This window comes from Bacteroides sp. AM44-19 (assembly GCF_003603395.1).
In the GTDB taxonomy this organism is placed as follows: domain Bacteria; phylum Bacteroidota; class Bacteroidia; order Bacteroidales; family Bacteroidaceae; genus Bacteroides; species Bacteroides uniformis.
Map to the genome: position 1 here is coordinate 75,794 of NZ_QTNB01000010.1, position 18,578 is coordinate 94,371.

The 18,578-nt window shown below is 51.5% G+C and carries 10 protein-coding genes; 5 read left to right on the forward strand and 5 right to left on the reverse strand.

Translation table 11 applies throughout. The annotated features are described in order from the left end of the window. Positions 1–72: 72 nt before the first annotated feature. The 3 genes from DW947_RS14660 to galA all read right to left on the reverse strand — a co-directional run bounded on the left by DW947_RS14660 (position 73) and on the right by galA (position 5,054). The gene (locus DW947_RS14660) at positions 73–1,356 is read right to left on the reverse strand and encodes an acetylxylan esterase (protein WP_117866553.1); all 1,284 of its coding nucleotides are present in this window, start codon (positions 1,354–1,356) and stop codon (positions 73–75) included. A 72-nt stretch (positions 1,357–1,428) separates the two neighbouring features. After that, complete coding sequence (locus DW947_RS14665; RefSeq protein ID WP_057256135.1) at positions 1,429–2,316, reverse strand: helix-turn-helix domain-containing protein; 888 nt, start codon at positions 2,314–2,316, stop codon at positions 1,429–1,431. Positions 2,317–2,609: 293 nt separating this feature from the next. Further along, on the reverse strand, positions 2,610–5,054 hold the full coding sequence (galA, locus tag DW947_RS14670; RefSeq protein WP_119958547.1) for a beta-galactosidase GalA: 2,445 nt from the start codon (positions 5,052–5,054) through the stop codon (positions 2,610–2,612). 222 nt (positions 5,055–5,276) lie between these two features. Between galA and DW947_RS14675 the strand changes: the two genes are divergently transcribed. From DW947_RS14675 to DW947_RS14695, 5 genes are all read left to right on the forward strand, one after another. After that, positions 5,277–7,763 carry a GH36-type glycosyl hydrolase domain-containing protein gene (locus tag DW947_RS14675; protein ID WP_119958549.1) on the forward strand — a complete coding sequence of 829 codons (2,487 nt, stop codon included), beginning with the start codon at positions 5,277–5,279 and terminating at the stop codon, positions 7,761–7,763. Positions 7,764–7,781: 18 nt separating this feature from the next. Then, positions 7,782–8,786, forward strand: a complete 1,005-nt coding sequence (locus tag DW947_RS14680; protein ID WP_005825039.1) for an aldo/keto reductase — start codon at positions 7,782–7,784, stop codon at positions 8,784–8,786. A gap of 6 nt (positions 8,787–8,792) precedes the next feature. After that, a complete protein-coding gene (locus DW947_RS14685; protein WP_117963082.1) occupies positions 8,793–10,808 on the forward strand; it encodes a glycoside hydrolase family 97 protein in 2,016 nt (671 codons plus the stop codon). Positions 10,809–10,999: 191 nt separating this feature from the next. Then, positions 11,000–11,638 carry a DUF4136 domain-containing protein gene (locus tag DW947_RS14690; RefSeq protein ID WP_005834796.1) on the forward strand — a complete coding sequence of 213 codons (639 nt, stop codon included), beginning with the start codon at positions 11,000–11,002 and terminating at the stop codon, positions 11,636–11,638. Between the two features lie 123 nt (positions 11,639–11,761). Beyond that, the gene (locus DW947_RS14695; RefSeq protein WP_005834794.1) at positions 11,762–12,391 is read left to right on the forward strand and encodes an outer membrane beta-barrel protein; all 630 of its coding nucleotides are present in this window, start codon (positions 11,762–11,764) and stop codon (positions 12,389–12,391) included. Between the two features lie 107 nt (positions 12,392–12,498). Here the strand turns inward: DW947_RS14695 and DW947_RS14700 are convergent, their stop codons facing one another. Both DW947_RS14700 and DW947_RS14705 read right to left on the reverse strand, forming a co-directional pair. Further along, positions 12,499–15,543, reverse strand: a complete 3,045-nt coding sequence (locus DW947_RS14700) for a glycoside hydrolase family 3 N-terminal domain-containing protein (protein ID WP_117963080.1) — start codon at positions 15,541–15,543, stop codon at positions 12,499–12,501. 20 nt (positions 15,544–15,563) lie between these two features. Then, the gene (locus tag DW947_RS14705; protein WP_117963078.1) at positions 15,564–18,578 is read right to left on the reverse strand and encodes a glycoside hydrolase family 3 N-terminal domain-containing protein; all 3,015 of its coding nucleotides are present in this window, start codon (positions 18,576–18,578) and stop codon (positions 15,564–15,566) included.

Consider the following 18,578-nt stretch of genomic DNA (forward strand, 5'->3'; position numbering starts at 1 on the left):
TACACAAAGATACGCGGATCATATCATAAAAAATGATACTATATTATCAGATTAATATGCCAATGTGATTAATCACATTGGCACATTAAGTTGTCTCCGTATCCAGTCCAGCCATTCATCCCACTGTTCCTGATACCAATAATGCCCGGTTTCCAGATAAGGATGCAATTCCTTCGGAGAAGCAATCACATTGTAGGCTGCATACATGGAAGTGGGAGGACAGACCTCATCGTTATACCCCCAACTGAACCAACCGGGCACATTCAGCAGGCGGGCAAAGTTTGCCGTATCATAATAGCGTACCGTTTCAAGCTGCTTTTCATCGGGAGCACCGTAATAATAGAAATAATGGGGCCAGCCGCAAGCACGCTTCTTGAAGAATGCTTCGTGGTCGCATAAGGCAGGATGAACAGCCGCCAGAAAAGTAACGCGTGAATCAAGAGCCGCCGTAATCACAGACAAGGCACCGCCCTGGCTGGAGCCCGTAACGCCCAGCGCTTTCCCGTTGTACTGCGGCAGCGAACAGATAAAATCCACAGCACGCAAAGCGCCTACCACCACACGGTTATAGTAAGAAGCATCCCGATTGTCGCGGCCGAACATCCAATAATTGCTCAGCGCCCCACCTGCCAGCGCATCATATACAGACTGCTGCATCGTGACGGGAATGCCGTGGATACCCACCTCCAATATAATTACCTTTCCAGGAGCCGTATACGTATCTCCCGCATAAGGGCGGACACCCGCACCGGGCACACGCAGCAAAGCCGGATACTTCCCTTCTTTCTTGGGAATACTGAGAATACCGTAAAAACGTCCTCCCCAGGCTTTTGTCTGGAAGCTGACCTGATATACATTATCCGTTTCCGTACAGCGTTCGGGAAGCAGCGTCATAAGGGGATTCAACGGAGTCTTGCGCGCCTCTTCCAAGGTCTTGGCCCAATAATCCTGAAAATCGGCAGGAAGTTTCGTCACGGGTTGCAGCTGCTCAGGAGCATAGGCCGATGTAGCCAGCCCTTCATAAGTCCGGCCGTCCACATGCGCCTTGACCTTGCAACGCAAGAAGCCTGCAGTCTTCATCGTGCCTTGCAACTTCAAGGTACCATCTTTCAGCACCATGTCTTTCTTTACTTCAGTAGGATACATCTCGGGCCCCAGTTCATAGTCAATCTTGACATCGGGCAAGAGGTTCTGTGCCTTCAGCACCCGGACGGTAAACGTACACTTCTCATTCAGACGATACACCCAATCGCTATGGTCGGGTGAAACGACTACACGGATTTCATTGCCACGTATCTGCGCCGTCACAGCACATACACACAGCAGACATAAAAATAAGGAAAAAACTCTTTTCATGATATCAGATATTAGTATTAATCATCGGTGCAAAAATAGGCACTTCCAATGAAGAATACCAATACTTTTTTATCATATCACCAGCTTCTTTTTCCGATAATTCTCACGGAATTCCTTCGGCGAGCATCCCTTCTTCCGCTTGAACATACGATTGAAATTGGACAGATTGTTGAAGCCGCAGTCATAGCACACCTCTGCAATAGTACGCGTGGAATCTACCAACATACGCGTGGCAAAGCCCAGACGGATATCAATAATGTAGTCGGAAAGCGTCTTGCCGGTGCGCAGGCGAAAGAAACGGCTGAAAGAGACCGGGGTCATGCCCACCATATCGGCCAATGAAGCCAACCGGATATCCTCCTGATAATGGGTGGAAATGTATTTCTGCACCTTCTGTACCCGGCGGCTGTCAGAGAAAGTCTCTATCTTGGCAAACGAAGAACTGGACAACACCCGGGCATTGTCATAGAGGGAAAGTTCGTAAAGGATACGGAGAAAGTTCATCACGGCATAAAAGCCCTGCTCCTCGGAAGCCAGCTTATCCAGCCAGTTGTACACCTTCATGATGGCCTGCATGGGGAAACTAAGTCCGCACTGTGCACGCTCCAGCATCCGGCGGATACTGTCGAACTGGTTCTTGTTGACAACGTTCCCGAAGAACAAGTCGGGAGAGAACTGGATGGTAATCTCCCGAATATCCCCGGAGGTACATTCATGTTGCTCCCATACATGCTCCAACTCCTTACCGGTTATCAGCACCAGGTCATAATCACCGATAATCTCGGCAGAATCGCCCACCACACGACGTACGCCGGAAGCATGTTCCGTGAAGTTCAGTTCATACTCTGCGTGACAATGGATGGGGTAGGTAAATTCTGTTTTGTGACGATCGGCAATATAGAAACAGTCGCGTTCCGACAGAGGGGTTATCTCCCTCATGATATAGTTCTGGTTTTCCATAGGCATTGGTTAAAAAATATCATGCCACAAATATACTCATTCTTTTTAATCCCACAACAGTACCATTTGTTACATTTAGAGGTAATAATTGTTATATATGAGCAGATACCCGGGAAAGTCCCGCCCGGAAAAGCAAAACTTCCGTCTCAGGCTCTAATGTAAGGATGTATGAGATGCGCATCTCGTACACTTACACACTATAGTTTGAGGAAGAAAGAAGCAGAGATCCCTCTCTTGCCCCATAGACAAAAGAAAGGTCTCCGCTTCGCCGGATGATATGAATGATAAGCCGCTTACTTCTGCAGCTTCAAGACGCAGGAAGTTTCCGGCAGGTTTTCCGAAACGACCGTCAGTGTGGCTTCTCCCGCTTCGCCGGTACTTTGCAACAGCACCTGTGCAAGTCCGTTGAATGCCTTTACCTGATAGGTGCGGGCATCAGCGTCGGCCGGACGTTCCGTAGCCCGATAAGCGGGGTCTCCATTCCCCACCCCAAGGATGCGTACCGGACCGGAGACGGTTATCGTCAAGTCGTTGCAGGCAGTGGGGACAAAACGTTTCTTCTTGTCCTGCAACTCAATATTACACACTGCCACATCCCGATTGTCTGCCTGAATGACGGGACGGTCTGCCGTCAGGGAGATACGGGCAGGAGCACCGGTAGTCTCCACAGTACGGGCCAATATTTTTTTGCCGTTCTTATAGCCTACAGCCTTCACTGCACCGGGCTGGAAAACGGCTTTCCAGGAAAGATGGCCGTTTCGGGGCATCGGTTTGCGATCCAGTTTCTTGCCGTTCACAGTCAATTCCACTTCATCGCAGTTGCTGTATACCCAAATGTCGATGCTATCACCTTCGTGACCTTGCAGATTCCAGTGAGGAAGGATGTGCAGCACCGGCTCATTCGTCCACCAGGACTTCAGATACCAGGCTTCGTCCTTGGGGAAGCCACAGTAGTCCAGAATGCCGAATTGTGAGCCCGTAGCCGGGAACTTCATGGGGTTGGGCTCGCCGCGGTAGTCGAAACCCGTCCAATAGAAAAGACCCGCCAAATAGGGACGTTCGTCATAGAATTTCCAGCCACGCTCGATGCAGTTCAGCAGGCTGTCAGGTCCGTTCGGCTTGCGGTTGTGCGCCACCATGTGGCCTTTGTCGTGGGCATCGAAGTAGATGCCGCGCGTACCACAGCCCGTGGTCTCTTCCGAACCGAGCGCACGGCGGCCGGGATAATCCTTGCGGTGCTGCTCCACAGGGTTCTGAAGGATGTAGTTATAACCAGCCACGTCTGCGGGAATCAAGATGGCAGGGCCACTGCTCGAAGCAACGGTCATGAGGCGCGTAGGGTCGAAACGGTGGCAATATTCGCGCATCGTGGCAGCAATGCGTGTACCGCTTTCTTTCCACTCGATGCCCCACTCCTCGTTGCCTACGCTCCAAAGGATGATGCACGGATGGTTGCGGTCGCGGTCTATCATGCGTTTCAGCAGGCGAGTATGTTCCTCGTTGACACCCGTCAGACGGTTTTCTTCTATCACAAGGATGCCGAGGCTGTCGCAGGCATCGAGCATTTCGGGAGTCATCGGGTTATGGGAAGAACGGTAGGCATTGCAGCCGAACTTCTTCAGTTCCTTCAGTCGGTACACTTGCAGGGCATCGGGAATGCCGGCACCTACTCCGGGGTGGTCTTGGTGCATGTTCACACCTTTCAGTTTCAGAGGCTGTCCGTTCAAGAGGAAGCCCTTGTCGGCATCGAAGCGGATGTCACGAATACCCGTAGTAGTGGTATAAGCATCCACCAGCTTGCCATGCTGATAGACTTCCGTAAGCAGTGTATATAGATAAGGTGTATCCACACTCCAAAGATGAGGTTTGTCCAGCGCTATTTCACCGACGGTGAGCTGGCGGTCTTTCGGCAGTACCGGCTGACCGGCCGTTTCGCAGCGTGCCACTTCCTTGCCGTCGGCATCCCGGAGGATATGGCAGAGGCGGTAATCCTCCGTTTGCAGACCGGAGTTTTCAACAGTGGTCTCTATCGTCAGCTTGGCCTTGTCAAAAGGTGCGGCCAGCGTGCTGTGCACAAAGGTTCCGAAAGGAGCTACATGTAACGGCGCCGTCTTGTTCAGCCATACATGGCGGTAGATGCCCGCACCCTCGTAAAACCAGCCCTCCTCGAGCGTGGCATCCGCACGGACGCAGATAAGATTCTCTTCTCCGTAATTCAAGTATTCCGTAATGTCATACACCTGCGTGGCATAGCCGCTCGGTTCGTGTCCCAGGTAGAAACCGTTTATCCAGATACGGGCATCACGGAAGATACCGTCGAACTGAAGATAAAGATGTTTGCCGAGGTCCTCTTGTGGCACGGTGATGGTCTTTCGGTACCATCCCACAGAGTTTTCGGGGAATTTATAGCCGACGGCTTTATAGCCATGACTGTGGCTCGCCTCTTTGGCATAAGGCAAATCAACCACCCAGTCATGCGGAAGGTTGACCGTCTTCCAGTCCACACCCCACTTCTCCGGATTGAACTTAGGGGAGTAAGGACCCTCATTATGGATAGAGGCTGCTTTAGTCAGATAGTTGAAGTACTCCGTTCCGCAGCCGAAGTCTTTCTCCGGTGAGGAAGCATTGCCAGAAGCAAACTGCCAGCCATCATCCAGCAAAATACGTTCGCGGACAGATTGGGCAGAAAGAGAAAAGGTAATTCCAAGAAGGAACAAAAATGCGAATAAGTGTTTCATATCGGTTAATCATAAAATGTGTTTACAAAGATAGAGCGAAATAGACTCGTACAGTGATACTTTTGTATCTTTTTCCAGTACTTCATGTTTCCGAGGGGAAAAAACACACCGGGCAAACAAGGGTGATAGGAGAAAAGTTTTTAAATTTGAAGCGTGCTTCCGGGAAAATGGCCGGATGGCACAACCAACGAAGAATGTATCAAACTAAATACAAGAAATAATATGCAAGACAAAAGATTCGGATATTTCGATGACGACAACCGCGAATACGTCATTACCGACCCCAAGACACCTTGGCCATGGATTAACTACCTGGGCAATGAAGACTTCTTCTCACTCATCTCCAATACTGCCGGAGGCTATTCCTTCTACAAGGACGCCAAGTTCCGCCGCATCACCCGCTACCGCTACAACAACGTGCCGATGGACAACGGGGGACGCTACTTCTACATCAATGAAGGCGGCAACGTATGGTCTCCCACCTGGAAGCCCTGCAAGACTGCACTCGACAGTTACGAGTGTCGCCACGGCATGAGCTATACCCGCATCACCGGATCCAAAGACGGCATCGAAGCCAGCCTGCTCTTCTTCGTCCCACTGAAGACCTGGGGAGAGGTGCAGAAGCTGACCTTGCGGAATACTTCTGCCAAAGTGAGAAAACTCAAACTATTCTCCTTTGCCGAATGGTGCTTGTGGAATGCCGCTACGGACATGGAGAACTTCCAGCGTAACTTCTCCACGGGAGAGGTGGAAGTGGACGGGTCTGTCATCTACCACAAGACGGAATACAAGGAACGCCGCAATCACTACGCCTTCTACAGTGTCAATACACCCGTAGACGGTTTCGATACCGACCGCGAAACATTCGTGGGACTCTACAACGAGTTTGCCGACCCGGAACGGGTAGTAGAAGGCAGACCGGGCAACAGCATTGCCCACGGTTGGAGTCCCATCGCCTCGCACTATCTGGAAGTAGAACTGCAACCCGGCGAAAGCCGCGACTTCATCTTCCTGCTGGGCTATGTGGAAAACAAGCAGGAGGCAAAGTTCGAGGAACGTGAAGAATCTCTGCATGAAGCGTTCAAGCAGAGTGTACCCTCTTCACCTATTATAAATAAGGTAAAGGCTAAGGCGATGATTTCGGCCTTCGACACTACCGCCAAAGTAGATGCCGCCTTTGCCGAGCTGAAAGCCTACTGGGACCGCCTGCTGGACATCTACGTCGTGAAGACCGACGAAGAAAAGTTGGACCGCATGGTGAACATCTGGAACCAGTATCAGTGCATGATTACCTTCAACATGTCCCGTTCCGCCTCTTTCTTCGAGAGCGGCATCGGTCGTGGAATGGGTTTCCGCGACTCCAACCAGGACCTCGTGGGCTTCGTGCATCAGATACCGGAACGAGCCCGCGAACGAATCATCGACATAGCTTCTACCCAATTCCCCGACGGAGGATGCTACCACCAATACCAACCGCTGACCAAACGCGGCAACAACGACATCGGCGGCGGCTTCAACGATGACCCCATGTGGCTTATCTTCGGTACGGTGGCATACATCAAGGAATCGGGAGACTTCAGTATCCTGGATGAGCCCGTCCCCTTCGACAACAAAGAAGGTTCGGAAGTGTCTCTGTTCGAGCACCTGCGCGTCTCCTTCAACCACGTCATCGAGAACCTCGGCCCCCACATGTTGCCCCTCATCGGCCGTGCCGACTGGAACGACTGCCTGAACCTGAACTGCTTCTCCTGGGACCCGAATGAATCCTTCCAGACCACGGAAAACCAGACGGAAGGCAGCCAAGCAGAATCGCTGATGATTGCCGGCTTGTTCGTGGTATGCGGACGCGACTATGTGGAACTATGCCGCCACCTGGGTAAAGACGACGAAGCAAACAGAGCGCAAACCTATATAGAGAACATGGTGGAAGCCGTGAAAAAACATGGCTGGGACGGTGACTGGTACTTGCGCGCCTACGATTACTTCGGCCACAAGGTAGGTTCCAAAGAGAACGAAGAAGGACAAATCTTCATCGAATCGCAAGGCTGGTGCACCATGGCAGGCATCGGACTGGAAGAAGGCATGGTAGAAAAAGCACTGGACTCCGTAAAGGAACGCCTGGACTGCGAACACGGTATTGTACTCAACAATCCACCCTTCACCCGCTATGTTGTGGAGTATGGAGAAATCTCCACCTATCCCGCCGGCTACAAGGAAAATGCGGGTATCTTCTGCCACAACAACCCGTGGGTCATCATCGGAGAAACCGTACTGGGACGGGGTGACCGTTCCTGGGAGTATTTCCGCAAGATATGCCCGTCGTACACCGAAGAGCACAGTGCCCTGCATAAAGTAGAACCTTACGTATGCTGCCAGATGGTGGCCGGCAAGGACGCCGCCCGCCCCGGTGAAGGCAAGAACAGCTGGCTGACTGGAACGGCTGCCTGGATGTGGTATGCCATCACGCAATTCATACTCGGCATCAAGCCTTCGTATGAAGGTCTGGAAATCAATCCTTGTATCCCGGCAGGCTGGAAAGGCTTCAACGTGAAGCGTAGGTTCCGCGGGGCAGAATATCATATTACCGTGAAGAATCCCGATGGTGTGTGCAAAGGCATCAAGTCCGTCACAGTAGACGGCCAGCCGATAGAAGGCAATGTGGTGAACCATCTGCCGGGCACGCATACAGTAGAAGTAATAATGGGATAACCCACAAAATACAATATCATGATAAACCCTATTTATTCTCCAGCGCCCGAACGCTATGACAACGGCATGAAATTCCGCCGTTGCGGGCAAAGCGGCATCCTGCTGCCGGAAATATCACTCGGATTGTGGCACAACTTCGGCGACGTGAACACATTTGCCAATTCCCAGGCCATGGCGCACTATGCCTTCGACCGTGGAATCACGCATTTCGACCTCGCCAACAATTACGGTCCTTCCTACGGTTCCGCCGAAGAGACTTTCGGAATGATTATGAAGAAATCCTTCATGCCCTATCGGGACGAACTATTCATCTCCACCAAGGCCGGACACGACATGTGGCCCGGCCCCTACGGGGAGTGGGGCTCACGCAAGTACCTGATGAGCAGCCTCAACCAAAGTCTGAAACGGATGAACCTGGAGTATGTGGACATCTTCTACTCCCACCGCTACGACCCGGATACTCCGCTTGAAGAGACCCTGCAAGCACTGGTTGATATCGTACGGCAAGGCAAAGCACTCTATGTAGGAATCTCCAAATATCCCAAAGAGGCGGCCGAGTTTGCCTACAAATACCTGGAAGAACGGGATGTACACTGCCTGCTCTATCAAGGCAGATACAATCTCTTCAACCGCGAACCGGAAGAAGAAGGTATCCTGCAGCAAGCCAAAGGGAACGGAACCGGCTTCATCGCCTTCTCCCCGCTGGCGCAGGGCCTGCTGACCAACCGCTACCTAAATGGTATTCCCGAAGATTCGCGCATGGCAAAGGGGGCTTTCCTGAAGAAAGAAGCACTGACCGACGAGACGCTGCAAAAAATCAAGGCACTCAACGAAGTTGCTGCCTCACGCGGGCAAACCCTTGCCGAGATGTCACTTGCCTGGCTGTTGAAGGACGACCTGGTGACAAGCGTCATCATCGGAGCGAGCTCCGTTGCCCAACTGGCAGATAACCTGAAAGCGACTGAAAATACAGACTTCTCTGCCGAGGAACTGGAGAAGATAAAGAAAATCATTCAAAAATAAATCAACATGAAAAGCCTCCTTATTCAAACCTTTTGTTTATTATTCCTTTGCTTGGGCACGGTCCGTGCACAGCAATACCAACTTGCATCACCCAACGGAAAACTATCCGTTACGGTAGATGCCGGAGAAGCCCTCACCTGGCAGATAGCACACGACGGAACCACGGTGCTGCAACCCTCTGCCATCGCCCTGCAAGGCAGAGATGAAAAATCAGCCAAGAAAGCAATAACTTTCGGTAAAAATGTAAAAGTAATCCGTGCAGAACGCAAGTCTGTGGAGTCCTCCTTCCCCACTCCCCTCTACAAAAAGGCAAGTGTGGAGGATGTCTACAACCAGCTGACACTGAAATGCCGCGGAGGCTACAGTGTACAGTTCCGCGCATACGATGACGGCGCTGCCTATCGCTTCATTTCCGAACAGAACAAGCCGTTTATCGTCCTCAACGAAACAGCGGACTTCAATTTCGACAAGGATTACCAGGCATTTGTACCTTACATAAACGACAACCGCAACGGTGAGCGCTATTGCTTCTCCTTCGAGTCTTACTACGACGAAGCCCCGTTGTCCAAAATGCACACCGACTCACTCTCCATCACCCCACTGATGGTTTGCCTGGACGGAGGAAAGAAAGCCGTTATCATGGAAGCCGGATTGGAAAACTATCCCGGCATGTTCCTCACTGCAAATCCCCAGACACGTCAAGGACTGCAGGCAGCATTTGCCCCCTATCCGCTGGAGGAAATAATCGGCGGACACAACCGGCTGAACCTGATACCGACAAAACGTGCAGACTACATCGCCCGTTGTGCCAAGCAGGAGCTCCCCTGGCGTGTGGTGCTCGTCACCGAAAAGGACACGCAGCTTGCCGACAACGACATGGCACAGCGTCTTGCCCCCGCCTGCCGCATCAAAGACATTTCCTGGATTAAACCCGGCAAAGTGGCTTGGGACTGGTGGAACACCTGCAACTTGACTGGCGTAGACTTCAAAGCCGGCATGAACACCCCGACTTATAAGGCATTCATCGACTTTGCCGCCGACAACAACCTGGAATATATCATCATCGATGACGGCTGGAGCGGAAACGAATCCTTATTGAAAGACCTGAATCCGGATATCGATTTAAAGGAACTGGTAGCCTACGGAAACCAGAAGGGCGTCGGCATCATTCTCTGGGCAAGCTGGCGAAACTCTGCCAAAGATACAGAAACCGCATTCAGCCACTATGCACAGATGGGTATCAAAGGCTTCAAGATAGACTTCTTCGACCGTGACGACCAGCCACTGGTACAGTCCGTAGAACGCATTGTAGCCTGCGCCGCCGAGCACCGCCTGGTATTAGACCTGCATGGACTCAAGCCATACGGTATACAGCGCACCTATCCCAACGTCCTGAACTTTGAAGGTGTAAAGGGACTGGAGAACGCCAAATGGGAACCGATAGTGAACGGAGCCCCCCTCCATAACTTCCCGCGCTATGACGTGACTGCTCCCTACCTGCGTATGCTTATAGGTCCGATGGACTACACACCGGGAGCCACAATGAACGCAACCCGCGAAACCTTCCGTGCCGTCAACGACCATCCGATGAGCCAGGGTACGCGCGTCCACCAGATGGCGATGTACACCCTCTTCGAAGCCCCGCTGCAAATGCTTGCCGACAGCCCCAGCAAATATATGAAGGAGCAGGAATGCACGGATTTCATTGCCAAAGTGCCTACCGTTTTCGACGAGACCGTGGCACTGGACGGTGAAGTAGGTGAATACCTTACACTGGCACGCCGCAAGGGAGACGTCTGGTACGTCGCCTCTATGACCGACTGGACACCACGCGACTGTACCATCGACCTTTCCTTCCTCGGAGAAGGAAGTTACGAAGCCGAAATCTTTTCCGACGGCATCAATGCCGACCGGGAAGCAACCGACTACAAGAAAGAAGTACGCACCGTGACCTCGGGGGACAAGCTGAACATACACATGGCACCCGGAGGAGGATGGACAGCACGGATATGGAAAAGATGATAGGGTGATAAAGTAATGACATGATAAGTGCAATAGGGTGACAGTTACGTTAAAAGTGCTGTCACCCTATTCCTTTATCACTTTTAACATACCTCTACGTGAACCTTTTATATCCTATCTTGTTTTTTCTCACAAAAGCCTAAGGTACCATAGGGCAGGAATTTATATTAAACCTAAACAATTATAAAAGTATGAAGAAATTTATTCCCCTATTATTAGCGGTCTTTGCAGTGACGCTTGCATCTTGCGAAAAAGACCCTGACATGGATAAGCTGGACAATAATTATCTGGTTTATACCAACTATGACAAGAAGGCGGATTTCAAAACCTTCGAAACTTATTACTTGCCGGACAGCATTCTGGTCATCGGTGATAAGGAAAACGCCGAATACTGGAAAGATGAGAATGCCCAGGAAATTCTCAGCGCTTATGTTGCTAACATGAACAGCCGCGGCTACATCCGTGTGGATGACCGGGAAGAAGCCGACCTTGGCTTGCAGGTAAGCTATGTCAGAAGTACCTATTACTTCACCGACTACGGACGTCCCGAATGGTGGTGGAACTATCCAGGCTACTGGGATGCTCCTTACTGGGGCAACTGGGGCGGATGGTATTATCCCTATGCCGTGAACTATTCCTACAGCACCGGTTCCTTTATCAGCGAATTGTTGAATCTGGAGGCGCCGCAAGGCCAGAGCGAGAAACTTCCTGTTCTGTGGACCAGCTATATGAGCGGCTTGCTGAGTGGTTCTACTTCTGTCAATACCAAACTTGCCGTGCAAGGTGTGAACCAAGCTTTCACTCAATCAACTTACCTGACTAACAAGTAGTGACAAGCTACGAGCTATAAGTGACAAATGACGGGTTACCCAATATTAAGGTAACAAGAATAATACGGCAGCATCCTTTCCGGACTGGGAAGTTGCCATTGAACCAAAAAACAAGAACAAAGTATGAAAACAATAAAATATCTTTCCTTGAGAGTATTTGCGGTTGCCGCTCTTGCTCTCGTCTTCGCCCTACCGACGAAGGCACAGATGACCGATAACGGTTATGCCAATATCGACTGGCAATATAACTTTCCCCTCAGCAACAACTTCGCCGACAAATCAAGCGGCTGGGGTATGAATTTTGAAGGCGGTTACTTCCTGACAGACAATTTTGCATTGGGAGCTTTCTTGAACTACCATAGCAACCATGAGTATTTCGGTCGCCAGACACTTCCCGTAGGCGAAGGCGGCAGTCTGAATACCGACCAGCAGCACACTGCATTCCAGTTGCCTTTCGGTCTGGCCTCCCGCTATGTATGGAACCGTGGAGGTGCATTCCAGCCGTATGCCGGTGTAAAACTGGGTGCTGAATATGCACAGTTGAAGTCAACCTTCAACGTATTCGAAGCCAACAAGGATACATGGGGTTTCTATGTATCTCCTGAAATTGGTTTCAATGTGTATCCTTGGGCTTATGGACCGGGCTTGCATTTCGCAGCCTATTACAGCTACGGTACGAACAAAGGTGACCTCTTTACGTACAGCGTAGACGGTTTGAGCAATTTCGGTCTGCGCGTAGGTATTGCGTTCTGATAAGACACACACTTAAAGCTTAACAGATAGAATTTAATTGTTTCAAAATTGAAGAAGAAAAGAGCCTTTCCTGCGTGAGCAAGGGAGGCTCTTTTTAATTCTACCAGTTATTTTTTTCCTCCCAGCATCGCCTTATATACAGCTTCCTGAATCCTCGTCCTTATATCCAGCCTCATCAACTTGTTATTCCACACATCCGGATAGGTGCGGTTGCTCAAAAAGACATAAACCAAGCCGTTCTTCGGGTCTGTCCAGGCGCAAGTACCCGTGAAACCGGTATGACCGTAGACAGAAGCAGGGGCAGACTCTGCGCAGGGACTCTTCTGGGGATTACGCCGGTCGGGCTTATCAAATCCCAGCCCCCGGCGGCTTATCCTTGAGACGGTGGTAGTAAATACCCTGCAGGTCTCCTTGCTCAAATAGCGCTTACCGTCCAGTTCACCCCCATTCAGCAACATCTGATAGACTTTTGCCACTTCTCCGGCAGTGGAGAACAGCCCGGCATTACCGGAAACGCCGCCCTGAAAAGCTGCAGATTCATCATGTACAAATCCTTGCAAGGTAGTCTTACGCAAGAAAGGATCTGTTGATGAAGGTACAATATCTTCCTTCTTCAAGAAGCGCAGAGGAAGATACCCCGTACGCTCCAATCCCATCGGAGTATAGAATTCCTTGGCCAGATATTCGTCCATAGACATGCCGGTGCGCGCCTCGACCAACTGCTGCAACAAGATAAAGCCCACACAACTATAACGGTAACGTTTATCTCTAAGCGGAGTATCCACAATCTTCTGCAAGTACTCTTGCTTGAAGGAACGGTTCAGCCAAAGGCTGTCGGACACTTGCATCGTATATTCCGGTGTCTGCACCTTCGACGTCAGTCCCTGACGGAAGCGGAACTTAGGGTTCGCCCAAGTCTGCCGTCCGATGCGTGCGGAATGCCGGGCATCGGGACGTGCCTTGAACAAAGTGCCGGTGTAGCTCTCTTCATCAATCGCTTCCTGATAGAATAGCAAGGTAGAAGGTAGACCGGATTCATGCATCAGCAGTTCGCGTACCGTAATATTCTTCTTGTCCGTATCCTGTAGGAAAGGCAGATAATCCGACACCCGGTCTGTAAGATTGAGGCGTCCGCCATCGTACAACTTCATCACAGCAAGCAGCGTGGCTGTGGTCTTTGTCAGCGAAGCGATGTCGTATACATCCGTCTTCTTTACGGGAAGCGCCTTGCTTCCGGCCTCGTTCCAGACGTGGGTACCGAAAGCTTTATTATACATCTCCCTGCCATCCTTCAGCACCACCACCTGGCAGCCGGGGTAAGCCCCTTCACGAATGCCTTCTTCAGCTATCTTGTCTATTTCAGCCAGCAGACGGGAATTCATACCATGCTCTTCGGGTACAAAGCGGGGGGCGCTTTGAGGAGTCAGCGTCACTCCCGCACCGGCAGCAAACCGACTACCGATACTGGCAGACAAGCGTCCCTCTGAACAAGCGCTGCCATAAACAATCCGGGCAACCTGCCGCTGTACCTCCTCGTTGGAGGAGTGTGCCAAAATCACCGCTTCAGCAGCAGCGTCCCCTTGTTTTATCTGCAATACCTGCTTGCCAGGAATAAAGAACAGATAAACCACCGGTACGTCAGGAGCGAACTTTGCAAAGAAATTCTGATAGGGCGTCAAACGGTGTTCGGTGACACAGACCAGAATACGTTTGTACTTGGCCAGCGCATTTCTCAAACGGTTCCCGTCAGCCTCCGGCAGATTCTTGCCCAAACGGAACTCCACAGGACGGGTATACTGCGACAGTTCCTTGAGGAACGGCTGGATTTCCTGCGCTTCTCCCACATTGAGCACGGCAACTTCACCGATGGAAGGGTCCAGCGGAAGTACCTCGTCCCGGTTATCCAGCACAGTGATGGCCGCCAAGTTCAGCCGGCGCATCAAATCACGCGTTTTCGGAGTATTGATGCGGGTCCCCAAACCTGAAAGCTGTACATGGGGTTTCTTTTCCAACCCAAGGGCATATTTATATTTCAGTACTTTACGGCATTTCGTCTCTATCTCTTTCTCTGTCAGCTCCCCTTTTTTCACAGCGGCAAGCACAGCCTCCACTTCTTCCTTAATACGCCGGGGGACAAGCAGCAAATCATTGCCGGCTTTCAGCGCCTGCAAACAGATGCTTTCATTGCCCGATACCCCTTTCATGGCAAGGGCATCTGTAAAGACAAGCCCCTGAAAGCCGAGGTCATTCACCAACAGACCGGAAACTACCTTACGCGAAAGCGAAGACGGGAGCCCCTTTTGCGGCTCTATGGTAGGCACCTCCAAGTGCCCCACCATCATTCCTCCCAATCCGGCACGAATGGCTTTTCTGAAAGGATAAAGCTCTATACTGTCCAGACGGGCACGGGTAAAAGGCAGCACGGGCAACGCCTTATGAGAATCAACATCCGTATCCCCATGCCCCGGAAAGTGCTTGCTGACAGAAAGTACACCACCATCCTCCAACCCTTTGGAGTAGGCAACAACCTTGTTCGCCACATTGAACGGACTTTCACCGAAGGAACGGGTATTGATAACCGGATTCTTGGGATTGATATTCACATCCGCTACAGGAGCAAAATTCACTTGCACCCCCAGTTCACGGCATTGGCGGGCCACTTCGCGCCCATATTCATAAATCAGTGTATCGTTCTGTATGCAGCCCAGCACCATGTTTCGCGGAAAGTTCGGAGTACCGCGGAGGCGCATAGCCAGTCCCCATTCACCGTCAAAGGTAATCATCAGCGGAACTTCCGCCATCCGCTGCGCCTCATTGGTCAACATCACCTGGTTCTGCATCAATCCGCCGGAAAATAACAGACCGCCTACCTTATAGTCCTCCACCACCTTACGCAGCAGTTCCTTGTTGGCCTTGTCCTGCTGGGGGGCAATCGTATAGATGAACAGTTGTCCGATGCGTTCTTTCAGAGTCAGACGCTGCATGACGGAATCCACCCACTGCCTGCACCGCACGTCACTGTTCAAGAGACGTACAAGCGAAGGGTCGTTCGGCGGCACCGGAGTAAACGGCATCGGGCCAAGCTGCGCTTTCAGAAGCGGACAAAGACAACACAATATAGTGATATAGGCAAGCAGGTATATTCTCTTCATTCCTTATAGATAGATTGTTTTTAGGGGATTTGCGGAATAATACTTTTATAAATCAATTCCTGGATATCTCTTCTTATATTCATGTCACCCAGTTTCGTGTTCCATACATTGGGGCACAAGCGGTTGCTGAGGAATACATACACCGTCTTGTTTTCCGGGTCCACCCAAGCACAAGTACCGGTAAATCCGGTATGTCCATATACCGCTTCCGGAGCGGAAGGAGCACAAGGGCTGCGCTTCACAATGGATACATCCGGCTTGTCGAATCCCAGACCGCGACGGCTGATGGCGGATTTCTCCGTCGTAAACAAACGGCAGGTTGCCTCACTCAAGAAACGCTTGCCATTGAATTCACCGCCGTTCAGCAACATTTGATAAACCTTTGCCACCTCTTCGGCCGTAGAGAAAAGTCCTGCATTACCGGACACCCCACCCATGCAGGCAGCAGTCTCGTCATGCACATATCCGCATATATCCTGGCGACGCAGGAAGTCATTGGATGCCGTGGGCATGATTTCCGCTTTGGTGAACTTCGTCAAAGGCAGAAACATAGTACGTTGCAATCCCATCGGGGCATAGAACTCACGGGCAAGGTACAAATCCATCGGCAGCTCCGTCACCTTCTCCACTACCTGCTGCAACAGCACGAAGCCAAGGTCGCTGTAAACATAACGTTTGCCGTCCAACTCGCACTTGGCTATTCGCTGAAGGATAGAATTCTTGAAACTCTTGTTCAGCCACATGCCATCTGCCATGTGCAGAGTATAGGCCGGTGTATTCTTGTCGGACACCATCCCTTTCCGGAACTTAAAATCGGAACAATAATAGCTATGCTCGCTTACCTGCGTACGATGCCACTCGTCCACCCAACTCTGGGAGTACGGACCGTGTACCGAATTCGGGTCTATGATGTCCAGGTAGAAGCGGATATAGGGAGGAAGCCCCGATTCGTGGAACAAAAGTTCGCGGATGGTAATGTTCCGCTTGTTGCCATTGCGCAAGAAGGGCAGATAAGCGGAAACCTTGTCATCCAGTTTTATCTTGCCCTCATCATACAGTTTCATGACGGCAAGCAACGTAGCCGTAGTCTTGGTCAGCGAAGCCAAATCAAAAAGGTCCGAAGAACGGACAGTAGTGGTATCCTTATCAGAGTGGGTTCCGAAGCCTTTGTCATATACCGGCAGTCCGTCTTTCCACACCAGCACGCGGCAACCGGGATAAGCTCCCGCTTCCAGTCCCTTCCGGGCAACGGCATCGATACTTTGCAGCACATACGATTTCATGCCGTAATCTTCCGGAACAGTCTTCCCCGGTTTCATGCCCGGCTCAATCATACAGCCCGTTCCCGCCGGAAACAGTTTACCGATACTCATCGACATTCTGCCACTGGCCGGCTTTTTGGCAAAAAGAACATCAGCCACGTATTGCTGCAAATCCGTCTCTGCCGAATGTGCCAGCACCACAGCGCTGGATTTGGCAAGTGCGGGCATCAGAGGTTGCAATGTACGGTAAGAGGTAAAAAAAGTATAGACCAGCGGAGCACGCAGGTTCAAGCCTTCCAGAAAGGCCACATCACGGTCGCTGACATAAGCCGAACCGGTGATGCTGATAACCACGCGACGGAAAGCAGCCAACTGCCCCTGCACTTCCTGCCAGAGAGCCTCATCGGCATTCCAAGGCAAGTGGAAATGGCTGATGCCTGCATTCTTTTTCATAGCTTCCACAAAGGGAGCATCCGCCTCCTTCTCTCCGATGCTGAGCACGGCAATATCACCTTCCACCGGTGCCAGCGGAAGGACATCGAAATAATTGTTCAATACAGTCACTGCCGAACAGCGCAACTTGGCAGCCAACGCCTGCGCTTCCTCCGTATTGATGCGATAGCTCATTCCGCTGACCCGAAGTTGCGGCTGGCGGTTTCTCAAACCAAGCATATACTTGTACATCAATACCTTGCGGCACTTGGCATCAAGTTCGTCCTTACTCAGTTGTCCCGACTCCACTGCATCTACCAGCTCCTGCACCGCATTCTTCGTATTGAACTGTACCAGCACCATATCATTTCCCGCCAGCAGCGCTTTGGTAGTTACCTGCGGAATGGCAGACACACCCTTCATGTCCAAGGCATCAGTAAACACCAGCCCCTTAAAGCCGAGTTCATCCTTCAACAGCCCGGTCACCACATTCCGCGACAAGGAAGAAGGAGTCACCCCGTCCGGGTCCAGCGCCTGCACTTGCAGATGGCCTACCATGACACCCCCCAATCCGGCACGTACCATTTCCTTGAAGGGATAAAGTTCCACACTGTCCAGGCGTGCACGGTCGTAGTGCAAGGCAGGAAGCGCCTTATGAGAATCCACATCCGTGTCGCCATGCCCGGGGAAATGCTTGCAAACGGAAAGTATGCCCCCGCTTTCGAGCCCACGGCTGTATGCCACCACCTTTTCCGCCACCCGCTGCGGGTTCTCGCCAAAGGAGCGTACGTGTATCACCGGGTTCAGCGGATTCGTATTGACATCCGCATCGGGTGCAAAATTGACGTGTACCCCCAATTCGCGGAACTGGCGGGCCACCTCACGTCCATATTCTTCAATCAGGCCATTGTCCTCGATACATCCCAAGGCGGCATTGCGGGGATAGTCCGGAGCGCCTTTCAGCCTCATTGACAGTCCCCACTCTCCATCGAAAGTAACCATAACGGGAATCTTGGCATCCTTCCGGGCCATATTGGTCAAGATAGCCTGCTCTTCCGGAGTACCTTCGGAAAACAGCAAGCCACCGACCTTGTATTTCTTTACCAGCTCGCGCATCTGCTTTTTCGTGGCCTTGTCTGCTCTGGCCGGAATGGTGGCAACGATGAGCTGCCCCACTTTTTCGTGTACATTCAGACCTGACAACACGGAGTCCACCCATTGCCGGCACCGGCTGTCTGCAGCCGAAGGAAGAAACGGGCCTCCCGTCTGGGCGTGAAGTGAAGATAATCCCAATATAAACAATCCTGCAACCCATAAAAGGAGGGTGAGTCTTTTCATCAT

What these genes read in the sequence shown, in the direction of transcription:
- DW947_RS14660 (WP_117866553.1), bottom strand. Translation starts at nt 1,356, where the DNA reads ATGAAAAGAGTTTTTTCCTTATTTTTATGTCTGCTGTGTGTATGTGCT.
- DW947_RS14665 (WP_057256135.1), bottom strand. Translation starts at nt 2,316, where the DNA reads ATGGAAAACCAGAACTATATCATGAGGGAGATAACCCCTCTGTCGGAA.
- galA (WP_119958547.1), bottom strand. Translation starts at nt 5,054, where the DNA reads ATGAAACACTTATTCGCATTTTTGTTCCTTCTTGGAATTACCTTTTCT.
- DW947_RS14675 (WP_119958549.1), top strand. Translation starts at nt 5,277, where the DNA reads ATGCAAGACAAAAGATTCGGATATTTCGATGACGACAACCGCGAATAC.
- DW947_RS14680 (WP_005825039.1), top strand. Translation starts at nt 7,782, where the DNA reads ATGATAAACCCTATTTATTCTCCAGCGCCCGAACGCTATGACAACGGC.
- DW947_RS14685 (WP_117963082.1), top strand. Translation starts at nt 8,793, where the DNA reads ATGAAAAGCCTCCTTATTCAAACCTTTTGTTTATTATTCCTTTGCTTG.
- DW947_RS14690 (WP_005834796.1), top strand. Translation starts at nt 11,000, where the DNA reads ATGAAGAAATTTATTCCCCTATTATTAGCGGTCTTTGCAGTGACGCTT.
- DW947_RS14695 (WP_005834794.1), top strand. Translation starts at nt 11,762, where the DNA reads ATGAAAACAATAAAATATCTTTCCTTGAGAGTATTTGCGGTTGCCGCT.
- DW947_RS14700 (WP_117963080.1), bottom strand. Translation starts at nt 15,543, where the DNA reads ATGAAGAGAATATACCTGCTTGCCTATATCACTATATTGTGTTGTCTT.
- DW947_RS14705 (WP_117963078.1), bottom strand. Translation starts at nt 18,578, where the DNA reads ATGATGAAAAGACTCACCCTCCTTTTATGGGTTGCAGGATTGTTTATA.